At 53.0% G+C, this 25089-nt stretch carries 22 protein-coding genes; 10 read left to right on the forward strand and 12 right to left on the reverse strand.

Features of this window, described 5'->3' with window-relative positions; all coding sequences use genetic code 11:
- The first annotated feature begins 140 nt into the window (after nt 1-140).
- From DRET_RS09940 to DRET_RS09970, 7 genes are read left to right on the forward strand one after another with little or no spacing between them, the layout of a single operon-like run.
- A complete protein-coding gene (locus tag DRET_RS09940) occupies nt 141-2006 on the forward strand; it encodes a type IV pilus biogenesis protein PilM (protein ID WP_015752418.1) in 1866 nt (621 codons plus the stop codon).
- A gap of 1 nt (nt 2007) precedes the next feature.
- On the forward strand, nt 2008-2586 hold the full coding sequence (locus DRET_RS09945; RefSeq protein WP_015752419.1) for a hypothetical protein: 579 nt from the start codon (nt 2008-2010) through the stop codon (nt 2584-2586).
- Between the two features lie 6 nt (nt 2587-2592).
- Nucleotides 2593-3111, forward strand: coding sequence for a GspB domain-containing protein (locus tag DRET_RS13100; RefSeq protein WP_148214050.1), 519 nt, complete (start codon nt 2593-2595; stop codon nt 3109-3111).
- Between the two features lie 15 nt (nt 3112-3126).
- Nucleotides 3127-4626: a secretin N-terminal domain-containing protein gene (locus DRET_RS09955; RefSeq protein ID WP_015752421.1), complete on the forward strand. Its 1500-nt coding sequence runs from the start codon at nt 3127-3129 to the stop codon at nt 4624-4626.
- 43 nt (nt 4627-4669) lie between these two features.
- On the forward strand, nt 4670-6319 hold the full coding sequence (locus DRET_RS13105) for an AAA family ATPase (RefSeq protein WP_015752422.1): 1650 nt from the start codon (nt 4670-4672) through the stop codon (nt 6317-6319).
- 15 nt (nt 6320-6334) lie between these two features.
- Nucleotides 6335-8038 (forward strand): GspE/PulE family protein, encoded by a 1704-nt coding sequence (locus DRET_RS09965; RefSeq protein WP_015752423.1) that lies wholly within the window; start codon nt 6335-6337, stop codon nt 8036-8038.
- 24 nt (nt 8039-8062) lie between these two features.
- On the forward strand, nt 8063-9286 hold the full coding sequence (locus tag DRET_RS09970) for a type II secretion system F family protein (RefSeq protein WP_015752424.1): 1224 nt from the start codon (nt 8063-8065) through the stop codon (nt 9284-9286).
- A 312-nt stretch (nt 9287-9598) separates the two neighbouring features.
- Here DRET_RS09970 and DRET_RS13765 read toward each other — a convergent pair whose 3' ends face one another.
- The 4 genes from DRET_RS13765 to DRET_RS13955 are packed head-to-tail and all read right to left on the reverse strand — an operon-like array spanning nt 9599 to nt 11746.
- Nucleotides 9599-10477, reverse strand: a complete 879-nt coding sequence (locus tag DRET_RS13765) for a hypothetical protein (RefSeq protein WP_167317802.1) — start codon at nt 10475-10477, stop codon at nt 9599-9601.
- A gap of 58 nt (nt 10478-10535) precedes the next feature.
- The gene (locus DRET_RS09975) at nt 10536-10901 is read right to left on the reverse strand and encodes a prepilin-type N-terminal cleavage/methylation domain-containing protein (RefSeq protein ID WP_015752426.1); all 366 of its coding nucleotides are present in this window, start codon (nt 10899-10901) and stop codon (nt 10536-10538) included.
- A gap of 9 nt (nt 10902-10910) precedes the next feature.
- Complete coding sequence (locus DRET_RS09980) at nt 10911-11267, reverse strand: type IV pilus modification PilV family protein (RefSeq protein ID WP_015752427.1); 357 nt, start codon at nt 11265-11267, stop codon at nt 10911-10913.
- Nucleotides 11268-11281: 14 nt separating this feature from the next.
- Nucleotides 11282-11746, reverse strand: a complete 465-nt coding sequence (locus DRET_RS13955; protein WP_167317803.1) for a GspH/FimT family pseudopilin — start codon at nt 11744-11746, stop codon at nt 11282-11284.
- Nucleotides 11747-12230: 484 nt separating this feature from the next.
- On the opposite strand from DRET_RS13955, the gene DRET_RS09990 reads away from it, so the two are divergent.
- On the forward strand, nt 12231-13457 hold the full coding sequence (locus tag DRET_RS09990) for an ISL3 family transposase (protein ID WP_015751006.1): 1227 nt from the start codon (nt 12231-12233) through the stop codon (nt 13455-13457).
- A 104-nt stretch (nt 13458-13561) separates the two neighbouring features.
- On the opposite strand, the gene DRET_RS14020 is transcribed toward DRET_RS09990, so the two are convergent.
- Both DRET_RS14020 and DRET_RS10000 read right to left on the reverse strand, forming a co-directional pair.
- A complete protein-coding gene (locus DRET_RS14020; protein WP_083777256.1) occupies nt 13562-13927 on the reverse strand; it encodes a prepilin-type N-terminal cleavage/methylation domain-containing protein in 366 nt (121 codons plus the stop codon).
- A 267-nt stretch (nt 13928-14194) separates the two neighbouring features.
- The gene (locus tag DRET_RS10000; protein ID WP_015752429.1) at nt 14195-14737 is read right to left on the reverse strand and encodes a hypothetical protein; all 543 of its coding nucleotides are present in this window, start codon (nt 14735-14737) and stop codon (nt 14195-14197) included.
- 574 nt (nt 14738-15311) lie between these two features.
- Here DRET_RS10000 and rdgC point away from each other — a divergent pair.
- Both rdgC and DRET_RS10010 read left to right on the forward strand, forming a co-directional pair.
- Complete coding sequence (rdgC, locus tag DRET_RS10005; RefSeq protein WP_015752430.1) at nt 15312-15926, forward strand: recombination-associated protein RdgC; 615 nt, start codon at nt 15312-15314, stop codon at nt 15924-15926.
- Nucleotides 15927-16466 (forward strand): hypothetical protein, encoded by a 540-nt coding sequence (locus tag DRET_RS10010; protein ID WP_015752431.1) that lies wholly within the window; start codon nt 15927-15929, stop codon nt 16464-16466.
- Nucleotides 16467-16740: 274 nt separating this feature from the next.
- On the opposite strand, the gene thiL is transcribed toward DRET_RS10010, so the two are convergent.
- The 6 genes from thiL to secA form a co-directional block, all read right to left on the reverse strand.
- Entirely contained in the window at nt 16741-17730 is a 990-nt protein-coding gene (gene thiL, locus DRET_RS10015) for a thiamine-phosphate kinase (protein WP_015752432.1), read from the reverse strand.
- A gap of 126 nt (nt 17731-17856) precedes the next feature.
- Complete coding sequence (locus DRET_RS10020) at nt 17857-20001, reverse strand: ATP-dependent helicase (protein WP_015752433.1); 2145 nt, start codon at nt 19999-20001, stop codon at nt 17857-17859.
- Between the two features lie 15 nt (nt 20002-20016).
- Nucleotides 20017-20616 carry a hypothetical protein gene (locus DRET_RS10025; protein ID WP_041282008.1) on the reverse strand — a complete coding sequence of 200 codons (600 nt, stop codon included), beginning with the start codon at nt 20614-20616 and terminating at the stop codon, nt 20017-20019.
- Nucleotide 20617: 1 nt separating this feature from the next.
- The gene (locus DRET_RS10030) at nt 20618-21238 is read right to left on the reverse strand and encodes an HD domain-containing protein (protein WP_015752435.1); all 621 of its coding nucleotides are present in this window, start codon (nt 21236-21238) and stop codon (nt 20618-20620) included.
- Between the two features lie 51 nt (nt 21239-21289).
- Entirely contained in the window at nt 21290-22468 is a 1179-nt protein-coding gene (argJ, locus tag DRET_RS10035) for a bifunctional glutamate N-acetyltransferase/amino-acid acetyltransferase ArgJ (protein ID WP_015752436.1), read from the reverse strand.
- A 106-nt stretch (nt 22469-22574) separates the two neighbouring features.
- On the reverse strand, nt 22575-25085 hold the full coding sequence (secA, locus tag DRET_RS10040; RefSeq protein WP_015752437.1) for a preprotein translocase subunit SecA: 2511 nt from the start codon (nt 25083-25085) through the stop codon (nt 22575-22577).
- Nucleotides 25086-25089: the final 4 nt, after the last annotated feature.

The following is a 25089-nucleotide window of genomic DNA, read 5'->3' on the forward strand; positions in this document are numbered from 1 at the left end:
AGTGCCCCTTCAAAACATCCTATCTGCCATGTTGTTCCCCCACTTGGCCGTGCTCGAGCACAGCCCCCAATCGTAAATATATATGCGGCTTCACCTCGGCAAGCTTGCAAGAATTATTTTCATACACAGGAGAGCCTGGCGTGGCCAATGAAAAAGATGTATCTTCAACGGAAAAACTTCTACACGTTATCCGCAACAAGCCTGAAGACGAAACTGTTGCTGTGTTCGAATCACAAGCTGTCCACAATAAGCAAAAAAGAACATCGAAGAAGTCAAAAAGAAATCACTTCGTGCCTTTCAAGCCTAAAGAAACAATCGGTGTTGAGATTCAAGACACGCACTTAAATGTAGTTAGAATGGCGCAATCAGGCCATGGCTGGGAGGCGATCCAGGCCCTCACTATCCCTATGCGGGAAGAAATGGCTTTAGATAGCCCCGAATTCAGGTCCTTTCTCAAAAGCCAACTACAAAGCATAGAAGGAATAAAAAAAGCTCATGTTTGGGCCATGCTTTCGGCTTCCCAAGGAGAAATCTGGCATACAAAAATTCCCCTTATGAAGAAAGGTCTGGCTAACGCTGTCTTTTGGGCTGCGAAGAGAGACAATGATTTCGAAGAAGACAAGGTGGTCTTTGACTATCGAATTCAAAACCAGATTGCCGACAAAGACGTCAAAAAATATTGGGCGATGGTTTCTACCTTCCCCAAGAATACAGTCAAAAACCTGAAGGACGTATTCTCTAAGTCCGGAGTAGACTTAGAGGGCATCACCCTTCCGGCTTTCAGCCTGCAAAACTTGTTCACTCACAATTGGGTTGACTCCAAAGAAAAACCCTTCGCTGTATTACATATCTACCAGCATAACTCCTCGATCAACATTTACGACAGCGACAACAAACTGCTTCTGAGTCGTACGACCAAAACCGGCCTGGAAAGTATGCTGGAATCTATGATTCAGGAACAGGAGGTATCAGCTCCTGAAGTCCACGTCCTGGGAGATTCTGATAATTTCCCTCCTCAATACAACAGTCCAACGGACAAGAAGCAAGCCTTAAAACTTATTAACTGGCTTGAAACCGGCAGCAAATCACACCCTGACGATCACCAAGATAGACAATACCACCCTCAAAAGATTCTGGACATGATCGCTCCCGCCATGGAGCGGCTAGCTCGACAAGTAGAGAGGACCATTGCTCATTCAATAAACGTTTTAGGCAATCCAGCCCCTGCTCGAATTTATCTTGGTGGACGCTTGATCCCGGCTGAGTCGGTCACTGCTTTCTTGCAAGACCAATTAGGGCTAGAAGTCCAGGTCCTGGAACCTCTCACCCCCACCAGAAACAACATCTCCTCCCCCATCAGCTCCCTGAACAAGGAAGAGCGCATTTTTTTAACCAGCACTACTGGCTTGGCTTTGTCCAGCACAGAGCAGACCCCAAATTTTTTAAACACAGCCAAGAATCAGGAAAAGCAAAGGGTCGCAAAACGCAATGCCACATTGGTCGCTTCAGCAGTGATCGCGATCTATTTGCTTATAGGGGGGTATTGGGTGCAACTTAATAATGAGCTGGCCCAGGTCAGACAGAAAGTATTCAGCTTGAACCACAGGCTCGAAGAATTTTCACCCCTTATTTCTCAAAAAATGATCAAAGACATGATTGCTCAGGTTCATAAGGATAGTTCGACACTTCAGGACCACAGCCACGATCTCCTGCCAGTAGCGGCTATGAGAGACGTCATCTCTGCTACTCCAGAGCGTGTCAGGCTGTTCAAAATTCGCATGGAAACTGGCAAACCGAAATCTGGCCAGGACGTCCAAGTGCTGCTTAAGGGCTATATAATTGGCGAAGAAAAACAGCTCCAAACATATTTAGCAAGTTACCTCTATCGCCTGCGTCAATCTCCAGTATTCAACAAAACAACACTCCAAGAGAGCTCAATCCAAGAAGTGAGGACGCTAGGAAAAGTACTTGACTTCGTGATCAAAGTGAATCTGGAGCAAATATAAAATGGAAAAATTAGGTCAGATAGGTCTTACAAAAAAAAGTTTAGCGTTACTTCTTGCTAGTGCTTTGATTTTGCTTTTCATATTTTTATTCTTTATTTTGCCTACTAAATCTGAAATATCCGCCCTCCAGTCCAAATCAAAAAAACTTGCATCTAAAATAGAATTTCATCAATCTCTTCAACCCCTCTATTCGAATTTAAATAAAAAAACAAAAACAACCAATAGGCGTATAAACACATTTAAAGAATTTAAAAAAGGCTTCACTCCTCTACATATTGAAAATGCCGCAGCGAAAATTGAGACTATGGCGAAAGCAGTCGGGCTGACAGACGCTCTATTTTTTCCAGTGCCCATGTCTCTATCTGGAAAAAAGAAAAAGCTCTTGGTGGAAGGTTCTTTTCGAGGTAATCCTCTGGATTTCAGGATTTTTTTTCTCAAACTTATTGCCTGGGAAAATTTCAGTAACCTGGAAGCACTCGAAGTTTTTGGCAGACAGAGCCGTACTGAATATGGAATCCAATTCTGGTTGACTATTGGTTCTGACAATCAAAAAAATAACACTTCAAACCATTTTAATTGATAGACTATGGCTAAAAGAGAAAAAATACTTGTAGGACTTATGATCATTGCCCTTATATATGCAGGGTTTGAACTGATCTTTTCTATTTCGAATGATGATCGCTCTGCACAAAAGACAGCTCATGTTGACGTTGATAAAGTCCAAGAACTCACGGCGGGAACAAGTCAGGCTCTAAAACAGGTCGAAATGGAAGAGGTCCAGCGTTATGTCCTTGAAGCAGCCGCCACTCAGTGGCCGCAACAAAACCCATTTGCCCCCCGGCCTGCCCCACTTGAAGATGAGGGCAGGACTCCTGATGAGGTGAAAAAGAAGGCGGAGGAAGATCTTCCGAAATTGACGTACACTGGATACCTGGAAATGGGGCACACCAGAATGGCTGTTATAAACGGGCTTGAATATCAGACAGGGGAAAAATTACAACAAGGCACATATATCCTGGTCAACATCCAACCGAATCGAGTAACCCTAAAAAATCAGGAAAACCAGGCTAAAATATCTATTTCCTACCAGGGGAATGATCTCTGAAGGAGTCCCAAGTTTATGCTCAGGTCAACCACAATATGCATTGCAATATTCACAATTCTGCTTTTGTCCGGATGCGCTACCACCGATCAGGAAAAGGCACCTGAATTTATAGATAAGTGGCAGAAACTGGCGGAAAAATCCAAAGGCCATTCGCCTGTACCCCAAGAAGCGAATACTCATGAGCCTGATACCTTTACCAGTTTAGAGCGTCATCAACAAGAAAAACACAAATTGCCTCGGGAGAAAGTCTCTTTAAAATTTCGTGATAACAAAATACAAGTTATTTTACGTACTCTAGCATCGGCAGCTAGCCAAAATATTGTCATGAGCAATAATATTAGTGGCACCATGAGCTTAGATGTCAAAGATATTCCTTGGAGCCAAGCGTTCTTGAGTGTTATTACCACCAACGGCCTGACTTATTCCTGGCAGGGAGATATAATTCAAGTTCAAAGCCCAAAAGATATGCAAATGGAGAAAGAACTCCAGCAAATCCAAAAGGAAACCCAGATCCTGCAAACGACTGTTGTCGATATTGACTATGCCCACATTGTAGACAAAGGCGTAAAGAGCGGAAATACCAATGACAACGGCAATCTGGATCAACTGGAAAAGACCTTGCGGGAAGTTCTAAAAAATGCAAGTGGAGGAAGCAAGGAAGGGACGTTGTTTGTGGACAGGGAAAACAACGCCCTAATTATCCAAGCCACGAAAGAGGACACTCAGCGCATTCTTCACGTTCTCAATCATTTGGAACGCCCCAGAAAACAAATCCATATTGAAGCCAGTATCGTAGAGGCCACCCAAAATACCGCTCGAGAATTAGGCATGCGCTGGAGAGGAAGGTATGTGACGTCAGGAAGGGGAATTGAAGATGTGGGCATCATAGGCGATGCACAAGAACCCGAGGACTGGGGATCTGCTATCACCACCCTTCCAGGTAGCGGAACGGATACACTCGGTGGTTTAAAATTAGGGACAGTCGTCGGAGAAATTGCCGGAAACGTATTATTTTCTCAGCTTCAAGCTTTGGAAAAAGAGGGACAAGTCAATATCTTGGCTAGTCCATCCCTGACCACTATGGATAATCAAAGCGCCTCAACCCAGCACGGAGAGAGAGTGCCTTACGAAACCACTGATGAAGATGGTGATCGTGTCGTTAAATTTGAGGATGTGGCAATGGGCCTAAAAGTTCACCCCAGAATAATTGAAGGGGATTTGATGGCTATGGACATTGTTGTCACCAAAGACGAAGTGGATTTTTCCCAGAATGTCCAAGGCAATCCCTTGATCCGAACCAAAGAGACGGAAACCAACCTCTTGGTCCGCAACGGCGAAACCATCGTCATATCAGGCTTATCAAAGCAAACCGTCAGTGGCACTGAACATGGAGTCCCTGGGCTCAGAAAAGTGCCTGGTCTGAGTTGGCTATTCAAGGGTATAGATAAAAGTGAAGATATGGAGGAGTTCATGGTTTTCATCACTCCCACCATTTTGGATCAACCAGGATCATGAAAATTTTCTTTTTAGACGAAATATTGAGATTCTTTCCAAAGCAATGGACTACTACAAGCTACTGAACCTCACCCGGGAACCATTTTCTAATTCTCCGGACCCAGACCTATTTTTTCGCTCTTCCAAACATGCGGACTGCCTGCACAATATTGAAATAGCTCTCCGACTACACAGAGGACTTTGCGTTGTCTGTGGAGAGGTAGGCACTGGCAAGACTACGATTTGCAGGCACCTGCTCCAGTCCACAGTCGACGATGACTCCCTGGAAATGCACCTGATCCTGGATCCTTCCTTTAACGATGAACTGGAAATGTTGAGCACCATCAACTCTATGTTCAATGGTCCAGGTGAGGCCGGTCAATGCCAGAACGCCGGGCAGCATAAGGAGATGATCAAGGATTATCTCTTCCTACAGGGAGTCGACAGGCAAAAGACGATTGCGCTTTTGCTTGACGAAGGGCAGAAGCTGACCAGCACCGGGGCTGAAATTTTGCGCGAGCTGTTAAACTTCGAAACGAATTCGCAAAAGCTTGTACAGATCCTCATTTTTGCCCAACGGGAGATCGACCAGCTCCTGGAGCAAATGCCCAATTTCGCTGACCGGATCAGCCTGTATCACCAGCTGTTGCCTTTGAGCCGCAAAGACACGGATTTGTTCATCCGCTACCGCCTGGACCGGTCCTGCGCAAGCGACCCAGAGCAAAAAAAAGTCGTCTTTACTCGCCGGGCCCTGCGTCTCGTGCACACCATGACTGGGGGATATCCCCGCAAGATCATAAACCTGGGCCACAATATCCTTTTGACCCTTATCATCAAAGGTACGCACAAGGTCACTCCTGCAGTGGTCCGCCATGCTGCCCGCAACCTCCAAGCCCTGCATTGCCCTTTGCCCTGGACACGACTGTTCTGGTGCGCAGGGGGTATGGTTATACTGGCTCTCTTGTGGACTTTTAACGCTATATATACCAACTCTGCATTTATGGACCCCACTGTCTTTGAAAGCCTGAATCGATCAACATCAGAGCAATCACTCTCCTCGACACCGCCCCCGGACCAAGAACACAATTCACAACCTGCTGTCCTCCAGCCGATCCAAAAAAAAATACATACGTCACCACTAGCAAAGAGGAGCCCCGAAGGTGCCCATGCCCAGGGCGAACCTCAGAATCTGCCACCTACAGAGTTTACACCTACTCCATCCCCCATAGATGATCAAAACCCCAGTCTTCCTCAACTCCTTGGTTCCGTCCATGTCAACAGAAATGAAAATTTGTGGAATATAGCCCAGGGGATATATGGCACCAGCAGCGAGGATCTTTTACAGGAACTCATCCAGGCGAATCCGGAAATTGAAAACCCTGACATCATTCACCAGGGTCAACAGATACATATCCCCGCAACAGGATTTGAGCCTGCGAAGGAAAATCAACAATATTGGATTGTCACTTCTACCCATACAAAACTTGATGAAGCCTATGATGCCATGTTGGATGGCCCGGATCGACTCCGCGTTCTCTGCACCTGGGATTCCAAAAATGGCCTTCAATACCATGTAGTAGTCAAGACGCCCTTTCGGCAGTCGAAACAAGCAAAAAAAACTATGCAAGATGTCGAATACAATATTTTTGCAGGTGCCCAGGTACTGGATGCAAATAATATGTACATTGGCAATATTGCGCAAGACATAGAATAGACAAAGGATAAGTTCTTGAGACAAAAGATCAGGCTTGGGGAAATGCTCGTAGAGCAAGGCATGCTTACCAAAGAACAGCTTGACAGCGCTTTGGCTGAGCACAAAAAACAAGGCCTTAAGCTAGGTCAGTATCTTGTTCGGTTCAATATCATCCGGGAAGACAAGGTTGTTGAACTTTTAAGCCAACAAATGCGAATCCCCAGGTACACTCCCTCCAAGTATCCCTTGGATATGCATTTGGCCCAGATTGTCCCCTCGGAGATAGCCCAAAAATATCAGGCAATACCTTTGATTCGCAGGGGGAATGTGCTTGGTGTTGCGACTTCTGATCCCTTGGATATAGAAGCTTTGGACGGCCTCGAAGTACACACCAACATGGAGATTGAGCCTGTCGTCTGCACCGAAAACGAATTTGAACAAATATATACGACTCTGTACGGCATAGACAGCGGCATGGAAGAGGTCATGGAAGATGTGGAGCACATGGACCTCACCCATGAAAGCCAAGACACAGAGCAAGCGACGGATGTTGATGTAAGTTCCCTCGAAGACCAGGCGGATCAGGCTCCAGTTGTCAGGCTGGTTAACTCCATACTGGCGCAGGCAATCAAAGAGAGGGCCAGCGATATCCATCTCAGCCCTGAAAAAGAGAAGGTCCAAACCAGATTCCGCATAGATGGCAAACTGCGGGAAATGTCCACCCCTCCCAAGAATCTTTTTCCTGCCCTTGTTTCCCGGATTAAAATTTTGGCGAACATGGATATCTCCGTGACCAGAATTCCTCAGGATGGACGATTTACAATCATTTTGCAAAAAAAAGAAATCAATGTCCGAGCCTCTTGCATCCCCACCATTTATGGGGAGAATGTCGTCCTCAGGCTTTTGGATATGAGCGCCAAGGCCTTTACCTTGGATGACCTGGGTATGCAGGAGGACGATCTGGCCAAAATGGAAGCTGCTATTCACAAGCCTTACGGCTTGATCTTGTCCACAGGCCCCACAGGCAGCGGCAAGAGTACCAGCCTCTACGCCAGCCTGCGCCGGATAAACCACCCGGATATCAATATCGTTACCTTGGAGGATCCGGTGGAGTACCGGGTGGAGGGTGTCCGACAGGTGCAACTCAATCGCCGGGCCGGGATGACTTTTCCCTCGGGGCTGCGCTCCATCCTGCGCCAGGACCCGGACGTCATCATGGTGGGCGAGATCCGGGACTCTGAGACCGCCCATACTGCGGTGCAGTCCGCCATGACCGGGCACAGGGTGTTCTCGACGGTTCACACCAATGACGCAGCCGGGGCTATTACCAGGCTCATAGATATGGGCATAGAGCCCTTTCTTGTTTCATCAGTGCTCTTGGTCTCCTTCGCTCAGCGCCTGATGCGTCGGGTCTGCCCCAATTGCGCTGAGAAATATCAGCCGACTGGCGAGGGCCTGCGCGCCTTGGGCCTGGAGCAATCCTCCGGTTGCACTTTTCTCCAGGGCCGCGGATGCAACATGTGCATGAATTCCGGGTACAGGGGACGAATAGCAGTCTTTGAGATACTCAACATAGATGAAGAAATCCAGGACATGATTAACCGACGCGCCACCACCCGGGAAATTACTGCCGCCGCAGTCCAGTCGGGCAAGCTCAAAACATTGAGACATGATGCCGCCAGCAAGGTCTGCCAAGGTTTGACCACAGTTGAGGAAGCCGTATCCGTGGTGATGACCTAATGCCTCAAACATCGTGCTAGGAATATGCAATACAACTACAAGGCCATAAACGGTACAGGAAACTCGGTAAATGGCTTCATTGAGGCCACAAGCCCATATGAGGCCCAGGAAAAGCTGGCCAGCCAAGGATACATTCCCCAGAAAGTGTCCCCGGCCAAAAGCTCCTCTTTTTCCTCCCTCAATGGAGTGGAAGAACGCCTTAATCTGATGCTGTCCACAGTCAAGACCCCGGAACTCATCTTGTTTACTAAGCAGTTTCGGACCCTGTTCAACGCCGGCATCAACATAACCAACTTGCTGCAAATCTTGGAAGAGCAAACTGAAAATCTGAAGCTCAAAAAAGCCGCAGCCGCCATTGGCCAGGATATCCAAGGCGGGATCTCTTTGAGCGAGGCTTTCGTCAAGCATCCCAGAATTTTTTCCAACCTGTACTGCAGCATGATCCAGGCTGGGGAGGATAGTGGTCGGCTGGGCGAAGTCCTGGACCGGCTCGTGTACCTCTTGCAGCATGAGCACAAGGTGCGCTCCGATATCAAAAGCGCCACCCGCTATCCCAAGATCGTGCTCGTAGCCATGTTTATTGCCTTTTTATTTTTGCTCACCTTCATTCTGCCCCAATTCATTGAAATATTTGAACAGGCCGGCGTGGCCTTGCCCCTGCCCACCCGGATCAATATTGCCCTGTACGAACTTATCTTGGGCTATTGGCCGGTCCTTGTGACAGGATCCGCTTTGGCCTTTGTTGGATTACAGATGTACCTCAAGACCTCCACAGGCCAGTACCACAAGGATTGGCTATTCCTGAAGTTGCCCCTTGTCGGGTCGGTTTTTCAGAAAGGCGCCATGGCCCGGTTTGCCAATATCTTTTCCATCCTCCAGGCCAGTGGCGTGTCGGTTTTGAATACCTTGTCCGTCCTGTCTGGGACCATTGGCAACGCTGCCATTTCCCGGGAGTTTGCCAAGATTCAAGATCAGCTCCGGGAGGGGAGAGGGATATCGACACCGTTGAAATCCGCGAAGTATTTCACGCCGATGGTCATCAATATGGTGGCTGTAGGCGAAGAGTCCGGGAATCTGGACGAGATGCTCAGCGAGATTTCCTCGCATTACGACGACGAAGTGGATTTTGCAGTCAAACGCATGGCTGACAACCTGGGCCCGGTTCTGATCGCCCTCTTGGCAGTGCTGGTGGGATTTTTTGCCGCCTCAGTATTTTTGCCCATGTGGGATTTGGCGAAGACTATTTAAAGAGGCATGGGGCATGGGGCGTGGAGAAGAAGGAAGAGGCAAGGGGCAGGGAGTTGGGATTTTGGCATTTCATCCTAAACTAGGTCACCTGCGGGAAGTTTTACTGGGGCTGAAATGTTTACCCTTCACCTGTAAAAGGACGCCGGTGGCGCACCCTCAAAGTCCAATAATTGCATATTTACGGAACATGGTATCCTTCCTCGATTTTACTCCCTCGGTTCATGCTACCCATACACCCCTGCACATCGTAACACCAACGCTGCAGGAAAATGCTTTTCACAGCACTCTTTTTTCTATGTCTGGAGGTATACTTCAATCAGAACTTGCATATCCCCATGAACCTCCGCCTCCACCTCCATCAAAACCACCTATACCACACCAAATTGACTTATCTTCATCACAACCACTCGCACCAGAACGCTCCTCATCTAATTCTCCGTTCACGTATACGCAGCCGTCATAATTGCCGCCTGGTGGCCCTCCTCCACCGCCTGGTGGCCCTCCTCCACCGCCTGGTGGCCCTCCTCCACCGCCTGGTGGCCCTCCTCCACCGACTTCAACTGCATCTATTGCTTCTTCATTCTCAAAAAAAACATTACCTTCAAACGCTGATTGTCCTGGCCATCCTTTAAGTTCAGCATCATTGCCTATACATGCATCACCTTGTACTTCCCACTGTGATGATCCTGCTACTTTTGCGTTAATATACAAACCGCCTGTAATCGTCACATGAGGTCCACCACTTATTTTTTTTGTTATAGCTAAATCGTTAAATGTCGTATCCTTGATGTCATCCGGATTGTAAGCATTATCGGGTTCATCCCAATGCGGATCATTAGGGTCCTTCCATGGCCCACCACCGGTTTCAATTGCATGCCTGGCACGGGCATCATTCCAGCTGTCCCCAACCCAGCCTCGATATTCCCCACCATCATAATTCGCTCCAAGATCATCAGTATTATTGCCAAAATTTATAGATTCAGTCCTAGACCACCCCATCAATCGGGCACTCTCTGCGGCATAAAAGGCCCGTTCTGAATCCACACGCTCAGTGGAAACCATGGCAGAGGAAAAAGTCAGATGAGAGATGCCAGCGGCAGCAGCCGCGACCACCACCAAGAAAACCATGGCAGCGATAATCACCGAACCATGCTGGGCGTGGCATTGTGTATCAGATTGTGGACGCATCACGGTTTAGCCTCCATATGGCAAAAACATCACCTTATATGTATGGATGGGTGGTAGAATTTCACTGGTTGCGGTTGAATACATCTGTTGAGTTTTTATATCCGTCTAATTCTGCCTCTATTTCATATAAGCCACCACTTTCCGTTTCCGTGCAACTTATTGAAATATCTCCCATGTCATCGCAGGAAATATTTCCCTCACGCACTTCGCGGGCGACCCTTTCCAATGCATAGTGAACCTCAACCCGGTCTGTTTGGCCGCGCATGGTGCCCAGCCACACCTCCATGGTCTGGGCTACAGGTCGGGCGGCAAAGGCCGCTATAACGCCCAATAAGACCAAAACAACCACTAGCTCGAGCAAAGTGAAGCCCGAAGCCGTTTTTTTTGGGGATCGTCGCTGAATTACCGAGGAAAGGAAGTCAGCCATTCTTGACCTCTATTGAAGGGGTAACCGGAGTATTATGTCTCCGTAATCATCATTAGGTGAACCGGATCTGATTATTTCACAATAGCCATCACTGATATGATCATTGTCACATATTGTAGCATTAGTAACCTCAGCGTTTTTATTGCAAATACTACCGTTCACACCTTGATCACATTCGTGGATTATTTCTTCCATTTCGCTTCGAGCTGCATGCAGCCACTCCTCCGGAGCCTCCGAGCGCTGCGTCATATTCTTCAAGCTGGGGAGGATGGCCGCGGTAAAACCCCAGGCAATTATACCGAACAGCACCAGGCCAATGACCAACTCCAGCAGAGTCACTCCCTTCTGATATTTCCAGGTTCGCATTGTATTTTCTGCTCCTAATTGCAAGCCCGGCGCTGTATTGCCCCTGTCGAGCCATCTACGCAGACGTGCTGGCTATCACCATTTGCACTGAGCGTGATCGTGACCGAACTGCCCGATAAATTGCCTTCCGGGTATTGAAATAAGATTGGTCCGTCTATGGCAATTGCGATCTCATCAGGGAGATTTGTTCTGGAAATAGAGTACCCGCAATCATCCGGGTCTGGGGCAACCGACCAATCATTCCCACTGGTCGTAACATTAACTACAGTTTTCGCACACCCCTGAGCCATGGACCTGGCCTGACGCAAATCACCGATGAACTGGTCCCGGATTTCTTGCACGTCCAACGAGCTGTATAGCCCGGAAAGTCGCGGCAGCGCCAGGGTCGCCAGCACCCCCAGAAGCACCAGCACGGCAATGACCTCCAGCAGGGTAAAGCCTAGTTTGGGTCTTCTGAACTTGGATGGGAGTTGTGTCATGTATAGAGCCATCTTTGTTGCGGCTATCGATTCCTGCATCGCGAGATAGTCGGGTCGGGTGTGCTTCTAGAAAATCACACCTTGCCACAGGATTTTCCCCTAATCAATCGAAAGAGCAAGCAAGGAATTGTCGGGGATGTTGTTGTTCCCACGCTATGCGTGGGGACAACAACCGATACTATCCGGTTTTAAAAACTCACCCGATTAATCTGCCGAATCAAGCTCATTTTCATTCCGGCCATTGCAAACTTTATCGCTTCTTGCAGCCCCTGCCGTTGCCAACAGCGCCCTTGCGAGTCAGATCTTCTTCCCTTCGGTCCGGGCCAACACAGCATCTTTCAGCTGAGAGATTTTCCGGTTTTGCCGGGCAAATAAGGTTCCTCACACAAATCTGTGCCTGACTTGAGGCCAAAAACTTGAAAAGCATGAGCCCTCTCGGGTAGTTAGGTAGTTACCACACAAACCTATCACCCAGGAGGAACTCATGCTCGTGTCCCAGTTAACCAAATTGACGCTGGATATTCAAGGATTTCGTGTCGGTCGGGTTCAAGGTGATACGAGCGGGATCACCGTAGATATAGCCCCAGACCGGCGTCATCTGCTCTTTTGCAGCCGCTGCGGCAGCGCTGCCAAGTATCGGGATACCCTTACAAGTCGCTATTTTCGCCATGTCCCTCTTTGGGGGATCCCTGTATGGCTCCGGTACAGCCCCCGCAGAGTTCGGTGCGGACATTGTGGCGTCAAGGTGGAGTATTTCCCCTGGAGCACAGGCAAACATCGGTTCACAACGGCTTTTGCCCACTTCCTGGCTTCGTGGGCCCGGTTACTGCCCTGGAAACATGTAGCACAGCTTTTTGGTTGCTCCTGGGGTACCGTGGCCGCTGCTGTTGACCAGATTGTCGAGTATGGTCTGGCCCATCAAGATCTCTCGAATCTGACGCACATTGGGATTGACGAAATCTCCCGAGAAAAGGGCCAAGTATACCTAACCAATGTCTACGACCTGAATACCTCCAGACTCGTATGGAGCGGGGAAAAACGGACAAAGGCAACAATTACCAACTTCTTCACCTCGCTTGGCCCTAGCAAGATCGATAAGCTTGAAGGGGTCTGTTGCGACATGTGGGAGCCGTATACCCAGGTCATTCAAGACAAGGCCCCGAAAGCGACGATGGTCTTCGACAAATTCCACATTGTCCGGCATCTCAATGAAGCCGTTGACCAGGTCCGTAGAGACGAGATCCGGGAGAAGGGCCAAAAGCACAAGGATCTGGTTAAAGACACCCGATATATCTGGCTCAAGAACCCGTGGAACCTGACTGACAAGCAGGCATCTCGGTTGAGTGCACTGGAAAAACTCAATCTCAAAATCAACAGGGCGTATTTACTCAAGGAATCATTTCGCCAGTTCTGGTCGTATGAGTGCAGGACTTCAGCCAAAGATTTCCTCGACAAGTGGTTCTGGTGGGCGACGCATTCCAGGCTGAAGCCAATGCGAAATTTTGCTTGGATGCTGCGCCGCAAAGAAGAAAATATTCTCAGTTATTTCGACATGCCCATCAGCAATGGCTCGGTGGAAGGCCTCAACAATAAGGCTAAAGTCATTAGTCACAGAGCATACGGGTTCAGGTCGGCCAAGAACTACATCCGGAATCTGTACCATTGCATGGGCGGGCTACCTGAACCCCAAATTATGCACAGATTTGTGTGAGGAACCGCAAATAAAAAATCCGGCCTTACAAATGAAGGCCGGATTTTAAAGAAAATAGTCATATTGATGCGTTAGATTGCAATAGCCTTTTCCAAATATTAGTCTTATGACTTCACTTGACACCAAACTGGATCTTCAAAGCCATTTTCAGTCCATTTACCAGGGATTGTAAAGTGGCCGGTTCCACCATCTTCAGTACCAGTTTCGATAGTGCTAAGTCCCTCAACATCTTCTAAAAAGTCAGTAGGCACATCAGAACAAGTCCCATTCCATGTTACTCCAGCACTTGCAGCTGCCCCCATAGCCTCACTTGAAGCAGCACTAGCAGCCCCTGCTTTTTCTGCCGAAGTCTGAAGATCTGCAAATCTAGGCACTGCCAAGGACGCCAGCACGCCCAGCACAACCAGTACGGCCACCAACTCAATCAACGTAAAACCGCCCTGCGACTTTTTGATGTCTTTGTTTTCCATGAAATACCTCTCAAATTTTCCGCGCCCGCGGGCGCTGTTCAAAAAACTCGCACACTTTCCGGCGCACCGGATTTCGGATTTCTCAATTTCACAAATAATAATGATTGTCAACTATTACAAAAGCGTTACACCTTGCATTTCCATGCAAGCACCCTCTTGTATACGCAAACGGCAAAGGTTCCCAACCAACTATCATCCAATCATTCTAGATAGTAACCGCTATGCCTCGCCGTTACAGGGAAACACCCCTTAAAATAGCTAAGCTGATTACCATTGCAGAGAACGTAGAACCACACAGAGCAATCCCGAACCGGCAAGGGCAGCCAAAATCCCAAAACCCCTGGGATATTTTAGGGTCCAATCCACAATGAACATTCGAAAACGGAGCATCCGCTTTCGGAGCGTCTGCCGTGTGATGCGTGTGTTGGACCACGATTCCAACGATTTTAACGCGCTGGGCCTGATGGTCACGACCACACCCAAGCCCACAACCGCGATTCCAAACAAGGCATAAGTAATGGCCAAACTCTGATGCACAATGCGACAAGATTCTGGGAAAATGCCGGGACTGGACACAATCCAGGCAGCCTGGCAGAGAATGGCTCCACCCAGAATCGTCACGGGGCCGGTCACCTTGTGATAGCGGTAATAATATCGCTCCACGCGGATCTCGGATTGGAGTAGAGCGAGCATTCGCGCGAGGGGCAGGTTGAACTGCTGTACGGCTCGAGGCCGGACTACTGCCAGCAGACCGCAACTCACGGCCAACAGACCGGTCAGAAACAGCAGTACTCGGTAAAAAAGAAGCATCTATGGCATCCGGAAACACTATGGGTGTATGAAGTGCAATGTCGAATGAGGCGCTGTATACTTCACTTGATGAGCAAAGAGCAAGGGGGGAGGGAGATTGGGGGATTTGAAAATTGAGGTATTGAAGAATTGGAAGCATTTGATGTGGCGTGGGGCGAGAGAGTCTGTAGCAGGTTGTTTTGGGCCAAGGGCTGCAAAAAGCAAAGAATGAAAAGCCTGGGTGGGGGGGATTTGGTGGGCCGAAGAACTGAAGAGCCAGATGCGGGCGACAACGGGCATGTCCCTGAGCCTCAAGGCCTAGTCAGGCCCATTCAGTCACACACCCAAAACGGCTGTGAGCATTTCCCTTCGATGGCCGGCACAAACACCCCATGCGCCGGGGCTGGCTAGCTGGGTTGCTTTGCAAACGAAGTCACGGCAAGATAGAAGTCTTTTGACAGCGAACGCGTCCCAAGCTGAAGGTTCAACGCCTTTTGCCTTCCGGCGTAAACCATTTTTTCGCTCACCTACCCATCTTTTATATCCATCTTGTTTTTATAAAACCTGACAAAACGCAACACCCGGGACATGCACTATGGCCTTCCTTTCCGCAAGTTCAAGCTTCACCCGCTATCGGATCACCGACACCGTGCCCCAGACCACGTGGGGTGAGATCGACGACCGTTTGAAACGCTTTGCCTTCCAGGACATCGACAACACCGCCGACGAGCGCTCCTTCGGCTGGGTCTGTTTCGACAACATGCTGGACAACGAATGGCATACAGCCCCGCCGCACAAGGGCGATTACCTGACGTTCAAACTTCGCCTCGACACCCGCCGCATCCCGGCCGCGGTGCTCAAAAAGCACTACACCCTGGACCTGGAGGAACTCACTGCCCGGGCTCGTGAACAGGGCCAGAAGTACGTCACCCGGGACCAGAAGAAAGAACTCAAGGAACAGGTCCGCCTGAAACTCCTGGCTCGGACCCTGCCTATTCCGGCCACCTTTGATGTGGTCTGGAACATCGGGACCAACCGGATCTACCTTGGGTCCACCCAGGCCAAAATCCAGGACATGTTCGAAGACCTCTTCACCCAGACGTTTGAACTCCATCTGGAACCGCAATCTCCGTATTTCCTGGCTCGCAATGTCCTGGGAGCCAAGGACCGCGCCAAACTCGACGACTACGAACCGGGAGCCCTGATCTAAATGACCGAAGACATCGATCTCAATAAAGCCGCGACCCTGGATCCCTATCTGGGGCAGGATTTCCTGACTTGGCTGTGGTTTAAAAGCGAGAAAAGTTCCGGCATGTTCCGTTCAACCTCCGGTGAGGACTTTGCCCTGTATATTGAGCAGCGCATTGCGGTCCAGGGCGGCGACGGCGACAATGTCGAGACCGCGGTCTGCAGCGGGCCGCAGGCGGAAATGCGCGAAGCCCGGCTGGGCCTGACCACGGGCAAGAAGGTCAACCAGGCCCGGGTCCGCCTCGAACAAGACGCCAACGAATGGCAATTCCAGCTCAAAGCGGAAGATTTCAGCTTCGGCAGCCTGAAGACTCCGAAGGTCGCAATGAAGGCCGAGGAGGGTGACGACCCGGACGGGCCGTTTTATGAAAAGATGTATCTGATTGAAAAAGCGCTGGAATTTTTGGACGGACTCTATCTGCAATTCCTGCAGACCCGCCTGGGCCCTGAATGGCGCGAGGAGATGCTCGCCCTGCGGTCCTGGATCATGGAGCAGGACTAGCTGTCGGTGGGCCCCACCTCACCGCCCACGGATGCCTGAAAGAGGATCCGTGCGGCAACGCAGGAATTTTCGCTGGATTGCTCAATGCCTAACAGGCTGTTGAAAATCTCCCAATGGCAGCAAAGCTCCAATACGTTCAAACTCGCACGCACAACTGCATACACTGCGAATTTGAACTATTTGGCCAACCCTTGGGTGGATTGAACGACCGGCGGTATACGGAATTTTCCAACAGCCAGAGAGGGCCGGGCAATGACGGGAGCAGGTGTCCCTTTTACTCTCCGTCTTCACTGTGTTCCGGGAAATCGGCGCCGAAATGGTCAAAACCCTTGAGATCCAGGCGGGCGCCGTCGAGATAAATCCCGGAGCGTTCGACCACTTTCCCCAACCACAGGATCTCCGGGAACTCCCGCTCCAGAAAATGGCTCGCCCCCGGGGCCGCCGCACCCAGCAGGGCGTAGTCCTCGCCGCCGAGAAGGGCCTGCTCCACTCCCGGCAATCCCGCAAACTCCCGTGCGAATTCGACCACCTCCGGGTGGACTTCACTTTCGCTCATGAAGACCTCGACGCCGAAGCCCGGCCCGACAAAGCGGGGCAAGTCCTGCATCAGGCCGTCCGAAACGTCCATCAGCCCGCGCACCTGCTCGAATTCGCCCAAAGTCTGGGCCTGCTCCAACCGGATCTGGGGCCGCAAATGCGCCTCGACGGCTTCCGGAAAACGCCAGCGCAACGACTCATCATCGCGCTCGAGCACGGACAGCCCGCAGCGGGCCAGACCGACATCGCCGAGACAAAAAAGCAGATCGCCAGGCTGACAATTGCGGCGCAGCAAAAACCGTTTCTGCGACTTGCCCCACATGGTGATAGCCACCGCCAAAGCCGGTCCTCGGCTGAGATCCCCACCGACCAGGGGCAGATCATGCTCCCGCGCCAGATCGGCCATACCTGAGACCAACCCCTCGCAGAATTCATCGCTTTCCCGCCCTGTGGCCATCAAATTGAGGGCAAAGCCGAGCGGCCGGGCCCCCATGCCGGCGATATCAGACAGATTCACTGCCAGGGCCTTGTATCCGATGTCTTCGGGACTGAAGTAGGTCCGCCGGAAGTGGACGTCCTCCACGAACATATCCGCGGTCAGGCACATCCAGTCCGGCGCGCGCAGCACCGCGCAATCATCGCCGCGCCCCAATGGCATATGGGCGTGAGTATTGGGAAAATACCGGTCGATCAAGGCAAGAAAACTGTCTTCGGAACGAAGGGTCATGCGGTGGCCTCAACGAGAGAGTTTGCTGCACAGAGACGCTATGGCAATTGCAAGCTGGAGGTCGGCTTCGGCTCACGCCGGAACCGACCTCCAAGAACCTGAGCCTCGAAAACGGAGCCTAACCGCTCAAGACTCTTCCATTTGCAGGTAATCAGCGATCATGGTCTTGATCCCGAAACCGCTGAAGTTCACCTTGTACTTATTCGGCGGTATAAACGAAAGGATCTTGCCCCGTCCAAAAATCTTGTGCCGGCAATACCCATTGCTGGGCTGGGCCTGAGACGTGGATGCGGAATTGACCGGGGCGTCGTCCTGCACGCTACGCTGCGCAGCTGGTTTCGGAGCTGGCTCCTGCTGCCGCCGGAATCCGCCGGCATACCCTTCCCGCCACTCTTCATATGTCGAACTCGGCAATTCCTGGACAAAAGGACTGGGCAAGACCGGGGTGGAGCCCTGATTGCGTTTGTAGACCGTGTCCGGGACATACAAGCCCAGAAAATCTCGGGCCCGGGTACAGGCCACATACATCAGCCGCCGCTCTTCCTCCATGTCATCAGGCCGGGACAAGGCGTGACGGGAGGGGAAGCGGTCTTCGACAAGATCGATAAGCAAAACAGCCGACCATTCCAACCCTTTGGCCGAGTGGATCGTCGAGAGCACGACCTTGTCTTCCTCGACCCCATGTCCGCTGCCGGGATCAGGATTGTCCAGGCTCATATCCGCCAGGAAATCTTCGAGTTTGGTATACCCGGCCGCAATCTGGGCCAGCTCTTCCAGCCCGGCCTGGCGCTTGGGATAATCGTCCGGATACCGCTCCTCCATATGGGGCCGGTAATAATCGAGCAGTTGTTCGATGACCGGTGCGACACCGAGGCGGCTGTTGCGGAGATTATCCAGGAGCGTCAAGGTGTTTTCGAGTTCCGGGACCCGTTTGCAGGTCCGGCGCATATACGCCTCGTCGCCGTGCAGGGTGGCCTCGTAGATCCGTTCACAGGTCTTGGGGCCGATGCCGGGCAATAGCGAAAGTGCCCGCTGCCAGGCCGGCAGATCCGCAGGGTTGGCCACCAGGCGCAAATGGGCCACAAAATCTTTGATGTGGGCCGATTCGGCAAAGCGCATGCCCCCGAATTTCTGATACCCGATCCCGAGTTTATTCAAGGCCACTTCCAGCGGATACGACTGGTACCCGGCCCGGAACAGGACCGCGATATCGTGCAGCGGGGTCGTGCGGGACAATTCCACGATCTTGTCCACCACACCCTGAGCCTGGGTCATATCACTCAGGGGACGGACCACCTGCGGTTTCGGGCCTTCGATGCGCTCGGAGAACAAATGTTTCTCGTATTTGGCTGTGGCCTGACCGAGAATCTGATTCGTGAGTTCCAAAATGGGCTGGGTAGAGCGGTAATTCTGCTCCAGCTTGATGACTTTGGTCCCGGGAAAATCGGAAGTGAATTGGAGGATATTGTTCACCGTGGCGCCGCGAAAGGCGTACACAGACTGGGCGTCGTCCCCCACAGCCATGACATTGGCCTCCGGGCCGGACAAGAGGCGGACCAGTCGTCCCTGGACCAGGTTGGTATCCTGGAACTCATCGATCATCAGGTGGCTGTACCGCTGGACAAGAAAGTCCCGGATATCCTCGTGTTCGCGAAGCAGGGTCTCGAATTTGAACAGCAGGTCGTCGTAGTCGAGCAGGCCGTGCTTGGCCTTGAACGCCTCGTACCCGCGCTGGATAATCTGGATCCCTTCAGCATGGGGCAAAAGGTGGCCCGCCTCGCTGGCCAGGATGTCTTCCAGGTCGCGTTCCTTGTTCCGGGCCTTGCTCATCAGGGACAAAACCGCCCCCTTGCGCGGAAAGGACCGGTCTCCCTTGCCGACCCCCTCCATCTCCCGGACCTGCTTGACCACCCCTTCGGCGTCGGAGCGGTCCATGATGCTCACCCCCTGGTCATAGCCCAAGCGTTGCCCGAAGCGACGCAGCATGCCGAACGCGAAGGCGTGAAAAGTCCCCCCGGCCACGCCATGCAAGCCCTGTCCGGCGAGATGCGCCGCCCGGGTGAGCATTTCGTTGGCGGCCTTGCGGGTGAAGGTCAACAACAGGATCGATTCCGGTGGGACGGAGTTTTCCACCAACCGGGCCAAACGGTAGACCACCGTTCTGGTCTTGCCGCTACCAGCGCCGGCGATGACCAGCACCGGGCCCTGCAGCGTCTGCACGGCTTCCAATTGCGCCTGGTTGAGATGGCGCTCGTATTCAATATGGTCCATACACGTCTATCATCGTTATCCGTTGCCGGAAACCGGCGACGGGGAGTTGTCTGGCGTTGTGCCGGTTCGGGATGGATCCGTCGAACCGGTCCGAAATTCACATTCGACCCATACCGGGGCTGTGGCTCCGCGCATGGCTTCGGCATAGGGGGCGCCGCGGGCGACCACATCGCGCACGACCCGCTCCAGCGACGCGGGCCCAGTGCGCAATGGAATCCGCACATCTTGTACCCGCCCCTGGACATCCACCTGGACCTGAACAACCACCTGGCCGGGTCCCGGCGGATCGGCTCGCTCCCAATGCGGGGCGATCCGGCGTTGGATCTGCCGCAGCCGGGCAAGGAGATCAGCATCGTGCACCGAGCTGCTGCCCAGGGCGGACTCGGAAAGAACACCCGAAGGCGCTTGATGTTGTGGCTGGGAAGCAGGCCTGGGCGGGACAGAAGAGGCCGGGTCCGAGCGGGCCGGAGCATCGTCCGGCTGGGCCACGAGACGCAACTCCAGGGGCTCCTGCTCGTTGCCCGCCAGATCCGGTGTCAGCCAGGGCCAGACCAGGGCGAGATGCAACGCCAGGGACAGGGCTATGGCCCCCCACAATCCCAGATGTCGCCTCACATCACTCTCCGCTGGCCTCCGCTTCATGCTCGGTGTTCCACCCATTGCCCCGCGTCCACCAGGAACGATCCGGGCCGCGAAACCACCAATCGGTGTGGTCGGTCTCACTGATCGTCCGGGCCAATTGCCGCCCCGTCTCGGTACGCAACCGCTCCAAAGCGCATTCCATCCACTTGGCCGCATAGGGATTGCCGAGATCGAGTTCTTCCTTCAGGTTGAGGATCAGATCGATCTGATCGGCATCCTGGGCCAGACGGGCCTCCTCGCTGGCCACACGTTCCAACTCGTCGAAAAGCGTCAGAATCTCCTCTTCCAGGCCTGTGCCACGCAAGGCGTCGGCCAAGGCATTTTCCGGGGCGGAGGTGTTGTACATCCGATTGACATAGTTGAAGTCGCCGATGCGCGCCTCGTGCACATCGTGAAACAGGCAGAGCTGAACGGTGCGGTTGACGTCAGCTCCGGTCATCCGGGCCAGGATATACCCGATGACCGTGGTTCGGAACGAGTGTTCAGCGACATTCTCCGAGCCCGAGCCCAAAAATTGGTATCCTGTGCGCGGCGTCTTGCGCAGCATCCCCACTTCAAAAAGAAAATCGGCCAAACGTTTCTGCTGTCCGTTCATAGGCTCCCGCCAAAAGACAAAGGACGCCACGCCAATCGCGACGCCATATAGTTACGTCCGATATTCGGCGTTGATGCGGACGTAGTCCAGGGTCAAATCCGAAGTCAGGACTTCAGCGCTCTTGTCCCCAAGACCGAGGTCGATTTCCAGTGGCACTTCCCTGCGGTCCAAATACGGTGCCAAAAGGCTGTCCAAATCCGCATCCACCGGGACCCCGTTTTCGAAGAGCGGCAATCCGCCCATCCAGACCGACGTCGATTCCGGGGCAACAGTCGCGCCGGACCGTCCCAGGGCCGCCACGATGCGCCCCCAATTCGGATCCCGCCCGAAAAGCGCTGTTTTGACCAGCGGCGAATGGGCGATAGTCCGTGCCGCCTGCTCGGCGTCCTGGTCGGACGACGCCCCCCGGACATGGATACGAACCACCTTGGTGCCACCCTCAGCGTCCTGGACGATGAAATAGGCCAGATCACGGCAGACCGCCTCCAAGGCCTCCTGAAAGCCGGGCGTCGCAGTGTCCACCGTCACATCGCTGGCGCCGTTGGCCAACCCCAGCACACAATCGTTGGTGCTCGTGTCGCCGTCGACCGTGATACGGTTGAAACTCCGGTCTGCGGCCCGGGCCAGCATCGTCTGCCACAGCTGGGGCTCAATCGCCCCGTCGCAAAGGACAAAGCCAAGCATGGTGGCCATATTCGGGCAGATCATGCCCGCCCCCTTGGCCAGGCCCAGAATACGGATCTCTCTCCCCCCGACGGTCACGCTGCGCCAGGCAATCTTGGGAAAGCTGTCAGTGGTCACAATGGCTTTAGCCGCGTCCAGCGGTCCCGCTTGGCCAGCGGAAGTACGCAACCCGCGAACAGCCTGGGGCCAGAGATCCATCACCAATTGGTCCCCGATCACGCCCGTCGAGGCGGGAAGGATGTCTGCGGAATCCATCTCCAGGGCCTCACCCGCCAAGCGCAGCGTCTGCCGGCAATTGTCCACGCCGGTCTGCCCGGTACAGGCGTTGGCCTGACCAGCATTGACCAAAACGGCTTGCGCTGTTTGGCGCTTTTGCAGTTGCTCCCGGGCCACAAGGACCGGGGCGGCCTGGAAGACATTCTGCGTAAAGACACCGGCTGCGGCTGCCGGGCGGTCGCTGGCGAGACAGGCCACGTCATCGCGTCCGGTATATTTAAACCCCGCGCCGTGGGCGGCAAAATAAAACCCTTGCGGGACCTGGATCATGCGCTGCTCCTCATTCATCCAATGCACGCCACAGATTTTCGAATTCTGACCGCTGGCGTTCGATTCCGGAAAGAAACGGCGAAAAAACGGGGCATTTGTGCCGGACTTATTGGCCGCAGCACCGTTTGTATTTCTTGCCGCTGCCACAGGGGCACGGATCGTTGCGACCGACCTTGGGCTGCTCCCGCTTGTAGGTCTTTTGCGCTTCGCCGCTTTCGTCGGCCCCGGAATAATTCAAGTCCTGCGGCTGTTCCTTGTGCTTGAGTTCTTCTTCAGCCACCCGCTGCAGACGCAGATGGCTCAGGGCCTTCAAGGTGCTTTCCTTGATCCGGAAAAGCATGTCTTGAAAGAGTTCAAACCCTTCACGCTTGTATTCCTGTTTCGGATCCTTCTGTCCATAACCGCGCAGGCCAATGCCTTCCTTGAGGTGGTCCATGGTCAGCAGATGCTCTTTCCAGATCCGGTCCAGGGACTCCAGCAGAAAGAAGCGCAGAATTTCCAGATAGTGCTCCCCGGCCTCTTCTTTGAGATGCGCCAGAATCTTGCGCACCGTCTCCCGGGTCGTCTCCTGGTCCGGCAGGCCGGCGGAGGTGTCCAGCCACCGCTTGAGCCCGAACACATCCTCCAATTGGGCCTGAACCATATCCAGTGTCTCCTGGTCCGGGCCCTCTTTGTCGGCCATGTGCACCGGCTGGTAGATGACGTCCACCACTTCATCGACGAATTCGTCGATCATGGACTCCAGGTCGTCGCTGGCCATGATCTCCCGGCGCTGGGTGTAAATGACCTCGCGCTGCTGGTTCATGACGTCGTCGTATTCCAGCAGCTGCTTGCGGATATCAAAGTTATGGGCCTCGACCCGCCGCTGCGCATTCTCGATGGCCCGGGAAATCATCTTGTTTTCAATGGCCTGCCCTTCTTCAACGCCGAGCTTCTGCATCAGCCCGGAAATCCGGTCAGACCCGAAAAGCCGCAGCAGATCATCGTCCAGGGCCAGATAAAACCGGGAGCTGCCAGGATCCCCCTGACGACCGGACCGTCCCCGGAGCTGGTTGTCGATCCGTCGGCTCTCGTGGCGCTCCGTGCCCAGGATGTGCAACCCGCCGAGTTCGCGAACCCCGTCGCCGAGCACGATGTCCGTCCCGCGGCCGGCCATGTTCGTGGCGATGGTCACTTTGCCCCGCTCACCGGCGCCGGCCACGATCTCAGCTTCTTTCTCGTGGTGCTTGGCGTTCAAAACCTCGTGGGGCACCTTGCGCTTCTTGAGCAGGTTCGAAATGAGTTCCGATTTGTCGATGGAGGTGGTGCCCACCAGGACAGGCTGGCCCTTGGTGTACAGGTCGCTGATCTCCTGAGCGATGGCCTCGTATTTTTCCTGCTGGGTCCGGTAGACCACATCCGAAAAATCTTCACGGACCATCGGCTTGTGGGTCGGAATGACCGAGACTTCCAGGTTGTAGATCTGGTTGAATTCCACGGCTTCGGTATCCGCGGTACCGGTCATGCCTGAAAGCTTGTCGTACATGCGGAAAAAATTCTGGAAGGTGATCTGGGCCAGGGTCTGGTTTTCCGCCTCGACCTTGACCCCTTCCTTGGCTTCCAGGGCCTGGTGCAGGCCGTCGCTGAAACGGCGCCCCGGCATGAGCCGGCCGGTAAATTCGTCGACGATGATGACCTGGCCGTCTTTGACGATATAGTCGTCGTCGCGGGTGAAGAGTTCGTGGGCCTTGAGCGCCTGCAGGATATGGTGCTGGAAATGGATGTTCTGGGCGTCGAAAAGGTTTTCCAGCCCCAGAATCTGTTCGCAGCGGGCCACACCGTCCTCAGTGAAGGTGACGGTCTTGGCCTTTTCGTCGACGTTGAAATCCCGGTCGCGCTTGAGTTGGGGCACGATGGTATTGATCCGTTTGTACATGGCGGTGGAATCTTCCGCCGGACCGGAAATGATCAGCGGTGTCCGGGCCTCGTCGATCAAAATGGAGTCGACCTCGTCCACGATGGCGAAATGGAGTTCGCCTTGAACCAACTGATCGGCGTAGAATTTCATGTGGTCGCGCAGATAATCGAAACCGAATTCGTTGTTGGTCCCATAGGTGATATCCGCGGCATAGGCGGCTTTGCGTTCCTCATCGGTCATGCCGTGCATGATGCTCCCCACGGACAGGCCGAGGAAATTGTACAGCTGGCCCATCCATTCCGCGTCCCGGCGGGCCAGATAGTCGTTGACCGTCACCAGATGGGCCCCTTTGCCACTCAAGGCGTTGAGGACCAACGGCAACGTCGCGACCAGCGTTTTCCCCTCACCGGTCTTCATTTCCGCGATCCGGCCCTGGTGCAGAATAATACCGCCCATAAGCTGGACGTCGAAATGCCGCATTTCGAGGGCCCGTTTCCCGGCTTCCCGAACCAGAGCGAAGACCTGGGGCAGCAACTCATCCACTGAGCGCCCCTGGGCCACCTCCTCGCGCCATTGATTGATCTTGGCCGGAAAATCTGCGTCTTCCAACTCCTGCATCTGCGGTTCCAACCCATTGATGGTCTCCACCATGGGCCAGACCGTCTTCAAGAAACGCTCGTTTTTCGAGCCAAACATTTTTTTGGCGATTCCACCGAACATGTGT

It is taken from the genome of Desulfohalobium retbaense DSM 5692 (genome assembly GCF_000024325.1).
In the GTDB taxonomy this organism is placed as follows: Bacteria; Desulfobacterota; Desulfovibrionia; order Desulfovibrionales; family Desulfohalobiaceae; genus Desulfohalobium; species Desulfohalobium retbaense.